At 35.6% G+C, this 13789-nt stretch carries 11 protein-coding genes; all 11 read left to right on the top strand.

The annotated features are described in order from the left end of the window. Positions 1-37 precede the first annotated feature (37 nt). The 11 genes from CQ046_RS02580 to CQ046_RS02530 all read left to right on the top strand — a co-directional run bounded on the left by CQ046_RS02580 (position 38) and on the right by CQ046_RS02530 (position 13779). Complete coding sequence (locus tag CQ046_RS02580; RefSeq protein ID WP_105700770.1) at positions 38-478, top strand: response regulator; 441 nt, start codon at positions 38-40, stop codon at positions 476-478. A gap of 6 nt (positions 479-484) precedes the next feature. Next, positions 485-1216: a polysaccharide biosynthesis/export family protein gene (locus CQ046_RS02575; protein ID WP_105700769.1), complete on the top strand. Its 732-nt coding sequence runs from the start codon at positions 485-487 to the stop codon at positions 1214-1216. Positions 1217-1225: 9 nt separating this feature from the next. Then, positions 1226-3367 carry a GumC family protein gene (locus tag CQ046_RS02570; protein ID WP_105700768.1) on the top strand — a complete coding sequence of 714 codons (2142 nt, stop codon included), beginning with the start codon at positions 1226-1228 and terminating at the stop codon, positions 3365-3367. 3 nt (positions 3368-3370) lie between these two features. Further along, the gene (locus CQ046_RS02565) at positions 3371-4597 is read left to right on the top strand and encodes a lipopolysaccharide biosynthesis protein (protein ID WP_105700767.1); all 1227 of its coding nucleotides are present in this window, start codon (positions 3371-3373) and stop codon (positions 4595-4597) included. Beyond that, positions 4588-5703, top strand: coding sequence for a glycosyltransferase family 4 protein (locus tag CQ046_RS02560; RefSeq protein WP_105700766.1), 1116 nt, complete (start codon positions 4588-4590; stop codon positions 5701-5703). Before CQ046_RS02565 ends, CQ046_RS02560 begins: the two co-directional genes overlap by 10 nt. 3 nt (positions 5704-5706) lie before the next feature. Next, on the top strand, positions 5707-6996 hold the full coding sequence (locus CQ046_RS02555) for an O-antigen ligase family protein (RefSeq protein ID WP_105700765.1): 1290 nt from the start codon (positions 5707-5709) through the stop codon (positions 6994-6996). 133 nt (positions 6997-7129) lie between these two features. Beyond that, on the top strand, positions 7130-9439 hold the full coding sequence (locus CQ046_RS02550) for a hypothetical protein (protein ID WP_123906562.1): 2310 nt from the start codon (positions 7130-7132) through the stop codon (positions 9437-9439). After that, positions 9436-10176 (top strand): acyltransferase, encoded by a 741-nt coding sequence (locus CQ046_RS02545; protein WP_105700763.1) that lies wholly within the window; start codon positions 9436-9438, stop codon positions 10174-10176. The genes CQ046_RS02550 and CQ046_RS02545 overlap by 4 nt, the downstream gene beginning before the upstream one ends. After that, on the top strand, positions 10124-11359 hold the full coding sequence (locus CQ046_RS02540) for a glycosyltransferase family 4 protein (protein ID WP_105700762.1): 1236 nt from the start codon (positions 10124-10126) through the stop codon (positions 11357-11359). Before CQ046_RS02545 ends, CQ046_RS02540 begins: the two co-directional genes overlap by 53 nt. Next, positions 11356-12432 carry a glycosyltransferase family 4 protein gene (locus CQ046_RS02535; RefSeq protein ID WP_105700761.1) on the top strand — a complete coding sequence of 359 codons (1077 nt, stop codon included), beginning with the start codon at positions 11356-11358 and terminating at the stop codon, positions 12430-12432. Before CQ046_RS02540 ends, CQ046_RS02535 begins: the two co-directional genes overlap by 4 nt. Positions 12433-12558: 126 nt before the next feature. Then, positions 12559-13779 (top strand): DUF1972 domain-containing protein, encoded by a 1221-nt coding sequence (locus CQ046_RS02530; protein ID WP_228406857.1) that lies wholly within the window; start codon positions 12559-12561, stop codon positions 13777-13779. Positions 13780-13789: the final 10 nt, after the last annotated feature.

Below are 13789 nucleotides of genomic sequence, written 5' to 3'. Positions count from 1 at the left end.
GGCACAATAATAGACTTATTGTTTTCAAATTAAAAATATGGAAACAAATAAACAAAATTTAAAGTTTTTTATTGTAGATGATGACAGATTCTGCGCAAGTGTGTATGAGCAGTATTTGAAAAATCATCATTATGAAGACATTATTTGCTTCAGCAGTGGCGAAGAATGCTTGGATGAACTTCATCAGAAACCAAACATCATTTTTCTGGATCACAATATGGAAGACCTGAACGGCTTTGAGGTTCTAAAGAAAATCAAACGTTTTGATCCCAACATTTATGTGATCATGGTCTCTGCACAGGAAAACATCGATACTGCTGTAAACGCACTTAAATACGGAGCATTTGACTATCTGGTAAAAGATGGGAATGTTTCCAAAAAAATGACAGAAACTATAGACAAGATCTTGAAAATAAGAGAAGAAATGTCTCAAAACAAATTAAAAGGTTTCCGCAAATTCTTTTCAATTCTATTTTAAAAAACTATGGCAAAAAAATTCATCATATCATCCATTTTCATGCTTTTACTCCTTTCCTGTAAAACATATAATGTACTGGAAGAAGAACAGCCATCCCGAGGTATGCAGGATTTCAGTTTCGACCCCAACTACGAATACAGAATTCGCAAAGATGACAAAATAACGCTTTCAGTTTGGGGACAGGATGATCTGAGTGTGGGATCCGTCTATGGAATCTATAATTCTAACGAGGTTTATGGAAAATGGCTTTTGGTGGATATTAACGGAAATATTGAAATTCCAAAATTAGGAACAACTTCTGTAATCGGGAAATCTTTGCCCGAGCTGAAGGAAGACATAAAAACAAAACTTAAAAAATGGCTTGTGAACCCTATTGTTGATGTGAAAGTTCTTAACAAAGAAATTGCCGTGATGGGTGAAGTACGAAATCCTGCAGTGATTCAGGTCGATAAGGATCAGAATACATTACTTGAGATTATCTCAAAAACAGGAGGTTTTGAAATGTATGCCAATTTAAAATCAGTGAAAATTTTAAGACAGGAAGGAGAAAACGTAAGGGTTACCAACATAAACCTCACCAAAATGAAAGATGTTCCCAATCAGAATATTATGCTCCATCCGGGAGACTATGTTATTGTACCCTCTAAGAAAAGTAAGGACTTTGATAAAAGAGTTTCCACAATCATTCCTTTTACAACAGTTACTTCCGCTGCAGGAATATTAATTGGGCTTTTATAAAAAAAGATCATGAACAACGAAAATATACGGTTTCTGAAACCTTTATTGAGAGGCTTGCCCATTGTAATCATTGCAATGGTCATTTCTATATTGGCTGCCAAAAAATACCTCAACTATGTCACGCCAATGTACGAAAGTACAGCAAAACTCAAACTTGCTGACACTCAGGAAGGGGTCCCGAGTGCCAATCTTTTCAAAGATTTTGATGTATTTGCTTCTGCCAATAAAATAAGTACAGAGATTGAGGTTTTGAAATCGACCTCGCTGATTGAAAAAACACTCTCGAAGCTCCCTTTATCCACAGAAATTTACAGAAAGGGAAAGGTTCAGTCGGTTGAGCTTTTTAATGATTCGCCTATTAAAGCAGCAGCAACCTTCAGTGATGATAAAAATAATGATAAAAAATTCCTGTTAAACGTCCTATCCAAACAAACCTACTCTATTACCGTTCCCGGTACTACCACACCGAAAAAGGGAAACTTCGGAACTCCGGTTCATATAGCCAATGGACAAATACTCGTCAGCCTTAATGAAAATTACATCCGGTCCAGACCAGATGTTAAAATTATCGATCAATATGAGATTGAATTTTTAAGCAGACAAAAACTTCTGGACAACATCAATAAAAATCTGGATATCGTCTCTGTGGACAAAGACGTTCCGGTGATCAGGATCAATTATAAAAGCAATGTACCTGAAAAAGCGGCATTGATAGTCAATACCCTTGCAGAAACCTACATTCAGGATTATATTGAAAATAAATACCGCGCTGCCAACACCACTGTAGATTTCCTTAAAGGAGAGATTGGACAGGCCAATCATAAACTTTCTGATGTAGAAAATAAAATTGAAGACTACAAAAATAAGGAAAACATCATCAATATTCCACAGGAAACAGAGACCGATCTTAGGAAAATAGCCCAGCTCAAAATCCAGAAAAGCAATCTGAAAATGAACCTGGATGCCATAAAGGATCTTAACGGATATATTGCGCAGGGTAAAGATAATTATCTGGATCTTGCCACCAATTTTGAAGCCTTTAACGATCTTCTTTCTACGGAAATGATGAAAAATATAAAGCAATTACAGGCAGAAAAAAAAGATCTTCTCCTCACCTACACCCCGGAACACGAAAAGGTAAAAATAATAGATACCAAAATCAAAGATCTTACGGACTATCAAACCGAAAGTATCAGGAATACCCAAAAAAACCTACAGATCAAATACAATGATATTGATCAGGATATCCGTGTCGCTGAACAGTCTTTTATAGGCTTACCGGAAAAAGAAAAGCTCCTCAACATCATGAACAGAGAGTTTAATCTGTATGAAAAAAATTACAATTTCCTTAATGAAAAGAGAATAGACGCCGAGATTGCCAAAGCAGCGAAAATTTCATTTCACAAAATTATTACTCGAGGAGAAATTTCTACCCATCCCGTATCTCCCATGCGTTCCATCATTATCATTGTGGCTGCTATGATGAGCATGATTGGATCTATTGCTCTAATCTATGCCATCCATTTTGCCAAAGCAAAAGTAAATGATGTCTATACGATCGAGAAAAACAGTTCCATCCCCATCGCTTTCACAACACCATTTATTAAAAAAAGAGAAAGAATACCTTATTATTTTCTTGAGAATATTCTTGAATTGGAACTCAAAGGCATCATTGCGGAAAAAAATGTCATCTGTATCACTTCCTATGACAATCCCGAACATCACACCTTCCACGCCAAAAACCTCATCAAAGCGCTTCAGCTGCAATCAAAAAAAGTTCTGGTGGTGGATGTTTCCAATACCTTGAAAGATATTCAGGCAGAGCATTATATCAATTTTTCCGGAGATGAAAATCTTAGACTTACCTCAACGGATATTCAAAACATGATCCGCGAAAAAATAAAAAGTACGGATGTTTGTATTGTTAATAATCAGGCCATAAGACAAGGGAAAATGCCTCTGCTTTTTCTGAAAATTGCTGATCAGAATCTTTTCCTTTTAGACAGTCGGAAAACCGCCACCAAGAGCATTATGAATGTAGAACTGCTAAAAGATGAATATAAGCTTGATAATCTATGGTTCATCCTTAATAAAGAAGGGTACAATCCGAGTATTCTCACAACTGTAAAAAGATTAATCCCAAAAAAATAAACGGTGAAAAAGCTGAAAGAAATAGCGTCCAAACAATCATCTCTGGTCTTTACAGATCAGCTGATATTTAGTGGATCCAACTTTCTGCTTACTTTTTTGCTGGCCAGGAAACTGAGTATTTCAGATTTTGGTTTCTTTTCTTCCATTCTTTTGGCAACCTATCTTTTAGTTGGAATTTGTAATGCAATTATTGTACAGCCGTTTCAGATTTCAGCAGCAAAAGAATTCAGCCGAAAATCGCTGGGATTTGTTTTTCAGACTGCTCTGCTGTTGATTTTTATTTTTGCTTTGCTATTGCTTATCACGAAGTTTTTACCTATTTCATCCATAGATTTTTTTAAGAAAAACTTATCAGAGGTTATTCTTTTTATAACGGCCTATATTTTTCAGGATTTTATCAGAAAGATCTTATTGACGGTTGATCGCATTTACCTTGTCCTTTTTATTGACAGCATTTTTCTGACTGTTTTCCCTATAATCTGGTTTGAACAGAGCCTTAATTTATTTATAAGCCTATATATCATAGGTATTATTAATTTTTCAGCATCCATTCCGGGAATCATCTACTGTATAAGAAATTCAGACTTTAGCTTCAAAAACAGTTCACTCTTCCGCTATCATTTTATAGAAGGGAAATGGCTCCTGAGCGCCTCTGTTATACAGTGGTTTTCAAATAACTTCTTTACTTTGGTCGCAGGTATTTATCTTGGTATTAATGCATTGGGAGCATTGAGGCTTGTGCAGTCTTTTTTTGGAGTTATCAATATTGTTCTACAGACTGTTGAAAATTATTATCTTCCGAAAACGGCTCAGCTTCATTATCAGAATAAAGGACAGGAAAAAAAAGAACTTCTTAAAAATATGTCGAAAGGAATGGCAGTACTGGGAATTCTTATTGCCGGCTTCTTTATCTTTTCAGAACCTCTTATTACTTTTCTCGGAGGGCAGAAATATCATCAGTATGCTTTTGTTATCAGGTTAATCTCTGTTTTGTATATCATTATCCTTTATGGCTACCCTACCCGCATCGCCATCAGGGTTTTGGAGCAAAATAAAGCCTTCTTTATAGGTTATTGCATCTCTTTTGTTTTCTCCCTCCTGAGTTTTCATTTCCTCTTAAAATATTTTGAACTGTACGGAGCCGTTTCAGGACTTGTGATCAATCAGATTCTAATGATCATGTACTGGAAGATTCTTCTTAACAAAAAAAATATTTCTGTATGGGCATAGTGCATATTATATTAGGTAAAGCCAATCCCGAAAAAATGAACGGGGTGAATAAAGTCGTGTACAATCTGGCGACTCAGCAGGCAGAAAAATCCGGGAAGGTAGAAGTGTGGGGAATTGCTGAAAATACCAAGATCAACTATCCTGCAAGAAATTTTAAAACCAAAGTTTTTCAAAAAAGTAAGAACCCTTTTTCTATTCCTCAAAATCTTAAAAAAGAAATTCTGAATGCAGATGATAACACTATTTTTCACCTTCATGGAGGATGGATTCCGGTATATTATTCTTTAAGTGAATTCCTGAAAAAACATCAGCGCAGATTTGTAATTACCCCTCACGGCGCTTATAATATCATTGCCATGAACAAAAACAAATGGGTAAAAAAAATCTATTTAAGGTTTTGTGAAAAGAAGGTAATCGGAAATGCAACCAAAATACACTGCATCGGCGAAAGTGAAATAGAGGGACTCCAATCTATATTTCCGACAGACAAAACCGTTCTTATCCCTTATGGATTTGACAAAATAGTAAACAGCTTTTCTGAAAAAGCACACGACAGCACTCTCCTGTTCGGCTTTATCGGAAGACTGGATATTTTCACCAAAGGGCTGGATATTCTCATGGACAGCTTTTCAGATTTTATCAAAGAAATTCCTGATGCAAAGCTTTGGATCATTGGAGACAGCAATGAAAAGCATCAACTTCAGCAAAAAATAAAAGAACTTCAGCTTGAAAAAAAAGTGGAACTGCTGGGAAGTAAATTCGGAGATGAAAAGAATTCTCTGCTGAATCAGATGGATGTCTTTGTGCACCCCTCCAGAAATGAAGGCCTCCCTGTTTCGGTCATAGAAGCCGCCAATTTTGGAAAACCTTGTATCGTCACCAAAAATACCAATATCGGTTATTTAATTGAGGAATATGGTGCCGGTATTACCATTCCCTACCCTGACCGGAAATTATTACTTCAGGCTATGCAGGATATGTACGCAATATGGACAGACAAAAACCAATACAATACAGCTTCTCAGAATGCTTTGAAAATGGTTGAAAAAGCATTCGATTGGGAACATATTATCACTGAAATGAATTCTGGGATTTATCATCTATAGAATATGGAAACACTTACTATATCCCATCAAAAATTTTTAAAAACAATAAACAGCAAGCTTTTTATTGTCCTTTTATTAATGATTGCCTGCTTTTTTACATGGAGTGAGAATGTTGCGATTACAAGAGCCATAAAAGTAGTGGGAAGAATGGGCGTTATGTTTTCAGCTATACTTATTTATCAGAAAATAATCAGATATGGCAGTATTAATTCGTTGGCTTACAAAAATATTTTCTCTCCTATTCTCTATATGGGTTATCTTACGTTGGGATTTATTTCCTTTTCGTGGAGTACTAACCCCGGTTTTAGCGCTCTCCAATGGTTTATGACTTTCCAGAGTTTTGTTTTTGCCTATTTTTTTGTTAAAAGCATTAAAATTCTGGATATCTATTTTGAAGGACATAATATCAGGCTCTATCACTTGCTTGGTAATTCAGTCTTTATCCTTCAATTGATTTTCGTCATAGGAATGTGGGTGTCTCCTGATGTTTTTTTCCGTCTCACAGATGGTGGTGAGGAAGCAAGACTTGGCGGAACTTTAATGAATCCCAACGAACTGGGAATGTTAGCCGGTGTGGGATGTGCCTGTCTTATTTTTGACCTTTACCGCTTTAAAAATAAAGTATGGACCATCATCAAAATTCTTATCATCATGTATGCCCTATATATGACAGGCTCCAGATCTTCGCTTATCGGAGTATTACTCATCATATTTTTTCATGTGAACCAAACGAAAAGAAAAACCCTTAAATTCGGCATTATAGCCGTCGTAGCTACGGTAGCACCATTTGCGGTATACAGTATCATTTTGAAAGGAGGAGACCAATCCCGTCTGGAAGAAGTAATGAGTCTTACAGGAAGACTTCCTTTCTGGAAGGCACTGATAACAGAAGGCTTACCAAGAGAACCGCTTTTAGGCTTCGGTTTTATGCGGATCGATTACAAAGAATTTTTCCAGAGCGCCCATACCTATCCCGGAAAAATGACCCATAATACCTTTATGCAGGTATTGATGAATCTCGGATTTATTGGCTTTACGATTGTTTTATTTCAGGTATTTTTTACAGTGAAATCTATTTTATCCGAACAAAAAGAAATTAAACTCATGCTGATCGGAATTTTGATTCCTGTTGTTATTAATTCTTTTACAGAATTTGGAATCTTTGGTGAGAGTAATTATGGCATCATGTTTTACCAGATCATCATTTTTTCCATTGCCTTCAGGAACAGCAATCATCTTACCCGCCTACAAAAAATTATATTAAGAAAAAAACGGCCGGATCTTACAGTCTGAAATTCCAGCCCTTACACTATTTTTCCATTTTTTGGAAAATAAAAATCAAACAATTAATCATAAAATACTGAATTACAAACATTTAAATACTTGGCAGACTATTTATATCCTTATTTACTATACAAGAAATGCCATGAAAAATATATTTAAAAATACAGGATACAGATTGTTTACAAAACAACAGCCTGGAGGTGTGAAAATTTCTTTTTCTTACATCCCCAACCCTGATGGGAGTGTGAGATGGTTTTGGAACTCAAATTCAAAAAGGCCATTATTTTTAAAGTTCTATAATATAGCCACCTTTAAGGCAAAAATGTTCTCATTGTTTGTACAATTACTATTTGTACTGCATCTACAGAAACTGATTTTCAAGAAAGAAGCATTGTACTATATAGCAGGTGAAAAGCCTATTTTCGACATTGAAAGTGATTGGGCCATTTTTACAGGAACTGTAGGTCCTAATAATAAATGTCTGTTATTTTCAGATGGATATTTTTATAAAATTGCAAGTACAGAGCAGGCAAAACAACTCATCCATAATGAATTTCAAAGCCTAAAAATATCCAAAAACAATGCAAAATATATTACCCCATCTTCAAAAATGGTAAATGAATATGTTCTACAGCTTTCAGATATTTCCGCTGGCGGAGAGAGAGTGAATGAATTGACACTTATACATGCAAAGACAGTACTAGACATTGCAAAAAAGAAAACACAAAGTACAAAAGTAGCAGATTGGAGATATTTTCAGGATCTAAAAACTGATTTTGAAAGCCTAAATGATGAGCGGATTCCTAAAAACTTATTACGGAAATTAAAGCTTGTCCTAAGTGGCATCAATGAAAACGAAAAAGTAGATCTTTCTTTTTCTCATGGTGATTTTACTTCCTGGAACTGCTATATAAAAGATCATACACTGGCAATCTATGATTGGGAACTGGCATCCTTTGAAAGACCAAAAGGATTTGATTTTTTCCATTTCATCATTCAAAACAGTATTTTAATTCAGAAAAAATCCTGGAAGAATATTTTTAAAGAGATCAAGGAAAAAAACGCAATAGACTTTCAGGATGACGATAAAGAACTTGAAAAGTATTTAAAATTCTATCTTCTTACCAATACATTATCATACCTTAAAATATACTCTGAACAAGACAAATGGCATGTACAGATTCACTGGCTTTTACAGACCTGGACTGAAGCTTTGAATGTTTTTCTTGCAGAAAATAATACAGAAAGAGAACTTTTGATCATGGATATTTTTGATCAGCTGTATCATACCCCTTATGCCACTTTAAAATTTCATAACGAAGCTCCTGAAAATCTGAAATTAAATTCTGATATTGATATGATTATATCTTCCCGGAATGCAAAAAAGATGATCGCTTTTTTATCTGCCAGCAGTCTCGTACAAAACGTTACAACCGTTAAAAAATCGTTTATGTACTCTTTAAGAATTATCACAAAGCATCATGAAATTCTTAACCTTGACCTCATCTCTCAGTTGAAATGGAAATACCTGCAGATCATGGATACGAATGAAGTTCTGGCAAACAAATTTAAAAACAATTTTGGAATCTATAAAGTTTCTGAAAAAGACACTGCCCTGTTTATTGCCCTGTTTTATCATCTTAATGAATCAGAAATTCCGGATCTGTATAAAAATCTTGTTTCAGAACATGTGGATTCAAAAAAAACAAATGATAAAAAAACAATCATAAAAGTTCTGAAAACAAAAAATTACAACAAAGGGTTTCGATTTCTGAAAAATATATACCATTATCTGAAAGATTCTTTCTCAGAAAAAGGTTTTATCATGACATTCAGTGGTGTGGACGGAGCAGGAAAATCCACTGTTATTTCTGAAGTTTCTGAACTGATAGAAAAACGGTATCGAAGACCTGTAAAAGTATTGAGACACAGACCCTCACTTCTTCCTATTCTGAGTGTATGGACCAAAGGTAAAGAAAAAGCCCATCAGGATGCAGTGAATTCTCTGCCAAGACAAGGGAACAATAAGAGTTCTGTTTCTTCTTTATTCAGATTCGGGTATTATTACACAGATTATATTTTAGGACAGTTTATTATTTACCTCAAATATGTCTTAAGAGGAAAAATAGTACTATATGACAGATATTACTTCGACTTTATTGCAGATGCTAAACGAAGTAATATCCAACTTCCAAAGGCTGTTACTGAAAGTGGATATCATCTGTTGATGAAGCCGAAATTCAATTTCTTCCTCTATGCGGCTCCCGAAAAAATCCTCAGCAGAAAAAGAGAACTTTCTTATCGTTCTATAGTGGATTTGACCACAGAATACAGCACATTGTTTTCAAAACTGAATAAGAAAGACCAGAATGTAAAATATCTTTCCATTGAAAACAATGATCTTGATACGACTTTGGATACCATAATGAACACCATAATTACTGCAAAATGAAACCAATTGTTGAAAAAATCATAAGACTTAGAAACCCTGATTTTACGATAGATGATGCATTGAACTCCGGAGCTGTTCTTCAGCTGATATGGATTCAGCTCTGGAACATCATCAGGGGATTAAAGGTTATTTTCTTCTTTAAGAATCCAAAAGGAATGCTTTTAGGGAAAAGAGTCAGCTTTTTTAATCCCTCAAAAATGAAATGGGGGAAATTTCTGAGACTGGGAAATGATGTCTATGTTTCTGCATTGTCAAAACAGGGAATAGAGTTCGGAAATAATGTTTCTATCGGAGCTTTTAGCAGAATTATTGTTTCCACTTCCTTTAATAATATCGGAGAAAAGATAAAGATAGGAAATAATGTAGGCATCGGAGAATTTGCCTATCTGGGAGGTTCCGGAGGACTGGAAATCGGTGATGAATGCATCGTTGGGCAGTACCTGAGCTGTCATCCCGAGAATCATCATTATGAAGATTTAGATATTTCGATAAGACATCAGGGGGTTAACAGAAAAGGAATCAAAATCGGGAAAAACTGCTGGATCGGTAGCAAAGTTACCATTTTGGACGGTGTAGAGATTGGTGATGGCTGCATTTTAGCGGCAGGAAGTGTCATTACAAAATCTTTCCCCAACAACAGTATTATAGGAGGCATTCCTGCAAAACTATTAAAAACAAGAACTCATGACAACCAATCAATCTGTACTGGCAACTTGCTACGCAGTGAATCCTTATAAAGGTTCTGAAGATGCGATGGGCTGGAATTTTGTGTATCAAATTGCCAGATTCCGAAAAGTGATCGCTATCACAAGGGAAAATAACAGAGTACATATCGATAAATATATGGCAGAAAATCCTGATACCATTTATCAGAATATGCATTTTCTCTATTTTGATCTTCCCTATTGGATGCGTTTCTGGAAAAAGGGAAACCGGGGAGCAGTGCTGTATTACTATCTTTGGCAGAAAGGAATTATTTCGTTTATTAAAAAACAAAAACTGGATTTTGATATTGTTCATAACGTCAATTTTCATAACGACTGGACGCCCAGTTTTTTATGGAAGCTTAATAAGCTAATGGTCTGGGGCCCTGTAGGACATCATCCACTGATTCCCAAACAGTATCTGCAAGATTATTCCAAAAAATATTTTATAAAAGACCGTCTCACATGGATGGTGAAAAATTTCTTCTGGAACTTTTCACCTTCATTAAGAAACACTATCAAACATTCAGATCATATCTGGTGTATGAATACCGGAGTCCCTGAAAAGCTCAGTCTTTCTGAACATCAATATTCCCTATATCCATCCGTAGCTTCCGAAGACTTTTTCCAAAGCAATGAGATGGCTGTAAAATCTGATTTTACGGTGATAAGCGTGGGAAGATTTGTTCCGTTAAAAGGCTTTGATTTAACCATAAGATCATTTGTAGGGTTTATCAATAGCCTTCCGGAAAAAAACAGGGCACAATGCAGGCTGATCCTGGTAGGGACAGGTGAACAAAAAGAATTTTACCTGCGTCTTATTACCGAAAACCAGATGAATGATTATATTGAAATCATTGAATGGATCGACCGCAGAGACCTGATGAAAATGTACCAAAAAGCTTCCATATTTCTTTTTCCTTCGCATGAAGGAGCAGGAATGGTGGTTCCGGAAGCACTTTCTTTTGGATTACCGGTGGTATGCCTTCAAAATGAAGGTCCAGGAGAATTTGTGAATCATCAATGTGGTATTACAGTTCTCCATCAGGAATATAACCAGACTATACAGGGCTTAAGCGACGCATTGCTCAGATTATTTTTGGATAAAAATCTTCAGAAAGAAATGAGTACCGGAGCCAGAAAACATTATCTTAAAAGATTTTCCTGGGAAAAAAGAGGAGAACATCTCAACAGCATTTATAACCAACTAAGATGAAAAGAATTGTTGCTATCCATCTACTGAATGATTACAGCGGAAGTCCGAAAGTACTGATGCAGCTTTTGAAAGCCTGGACAAAAAACGGAATTGACACCCATCTTTTTACTTCCGGGGGAAGAGCAGGATTTCTTTCCGATATACCAAACGTTAAAAATCACTTCTTCTGGTATCAGTTTTCTCAAAGCTCATGGATTAGAATAGCTATTTTTTTTGTGAGTCAGTTTCTTTTAATGATCAAGCTTTTGTTTTTTCTAAAAAAGCAAGACATCGTCTATATTAATACGGTACTTCCTTTTGGGGCAGCTATTGCCGGAAAAATAAAAGGCTGCAAAATCATTTATCATATCCACGAAACCTCCGTTAAACCTAAAATATTTAAAAATTTTCTTTTCGGAATGGCAAAACGCGCTGCTGATAAGATCGTTTTTGTTTCAGATTATCTTTTACAACAGGAATCTCTGATAAATCATCAGGTCCTTCTCTATAATGTTTTGGAAAGTGATTTTACAGATCAGGCAGATCAGTTCCAATATGTGGAAAAGCCTCTTCCGATTGTCCTGATGATCTGTTCTTTAAAAATATACAAAGGCGTTGACGAATTTTTAAAATTAGCAGAAAAAAACAACAGCTACCTGTTCAAATTGGTTGTGAATGCATCTGAAGAAGAAATACAGGATTATTTCAGAGGAAAAACAATTCCGGATAACCTTACCATCTATCCTACACAAACCAATACCCATCCTTTTTATCAGGAAGCAAGCATCATCGTCAATTTGTCTCATCCTGATCTTTGGATAGAAACTTTCGGACTGACAATTCTGGAAGGAATGCGTTACCGTCTTCCGGCAATTGTTCCTCCGGTTGGCGGGGTGACCGAATTGGTAAAAGACGGCAAAAACGGATTTTTGATCAACTCTAAAAATGTCGACGAATTATCTGAAAAGATTACTTATATATTGAGCAATGCACACATATACCAGTCGCTCAGTGAGGCATCTTATCAGACAAGTCTTTTGTTTTCAGAAACTTATTTTGAAAAGGAATCTCTACAGATTATTTCCAATTTATAATTTATTTTCCATTTTTTGGAACTTGGCACCATAGCCAAATAAACACAAGTTAATGATTATCAATCATTTAAAAGCAATTCTGCTTTTGGAATGTGAATAGTAATACTGTTATCAAATACATCTATTATGAAGACAAAAGTAGCCATCATCGGAACTGTGGGTTTACCCGCTAAATATGGAGGATTCGAAACGTTAACCGCTCACCTTGTAGAAGAGCTTGCTGATACTTATGATTTTACAGTCTACTGCTCATCAAAAAAATATACGAAAGATGAGAGAACCGAAAGCTGGAAAGGGGCAAAACTAAAATATCTTCCTCTTGATGCCAACGGAATTCAAAGCATCCCTTATGATACCTGGTCTATTCTTCACGCATTATTTTGTAGTGATGTTCTATTGGTTCTAGGGGTTGCAGGTGCCTGGTTATTACCATTTGTAAAATTGTTTACCCGTAAAAAAATTATCATTTCGATTGACGGTATAGAATGGAAAAGAGACAAATGGTCTTTACCTGCAAAATTATACCTGTGGTGGGCAGAAAAACTGGCCGTGAGATTTTCTCATATTGATATTTCTGATAATGAATCTATCCAGGATTATACTTCATTACGATATAAAACGATCAGCAGAGTCATAGAATATGGTGCCGACCATGCGAAAGTAAACTTGATCCCAACTTCTGAAAATATAGAAAAATATCCGTTCTTATCAAAAGAATATGCTGTAAAAGTATGCAGAATAGAACCGGAAAATAACGTTCATACTATTGTAAAAGTTTTCAGTGAACTTCCTGACCGAAAGCTGGTATTGGTGGGCAACTGGAAAAACAGCCAGTATGGTATTGATATCAAGCAGCAATATTCAGGCTACGAAAACATTCATCTTCTCGATCCTATTTATGATCAGGAGCTCATAGACCTCATTCGCGGAAATGCTTCTGTCTATATTCATGGGCATTCTGCAGGCGGCACCAATCCTTCTTTAGTAGAAGCTATGTTCTTAGGGCTGCCTATTATAAGCAATGGAGTTTCTTACAACAGAACCACAACAGAGCATCAGGCTTTTTATTTCTCCAATGAGGAAGATCTTAAAAATATTTTAACTGAAATTAAAAAAGAAGATCTGCAGAATTGTGCCATACAGATGAAGAAAATAGCAGAAAGAAGATATACCTGGAAAAAAATCGCAAAAAAATACAGTCAGCTAATTGAAGAAACATTTACAATCAATAAGAAAACCAATGTTTACCCTGTGATTTCAAAGTTAGACAAAAAAGTTCTTGAAAAGTATCATGTAGGACATTTAAAAAATCTACAACTGTTCAACAGTTCAAATAAAACCGCTTAAAACCAAACGC

Source organism: Chryseobacterium sp. MYb7 (genome assembly GCF_002979455.1).
Taxonomy (GTDB): domain Bacteria; phylum Bacteroidota; class Bacteroidia; order Flavobacteriales; family Weeksellaceae; genus Chryseobacterium.
The sequence above is the reverse complement of the archived record's forward strand: the minus strand, read 5'-3'. Positions and strand labels throughout refer to the sequence as shown.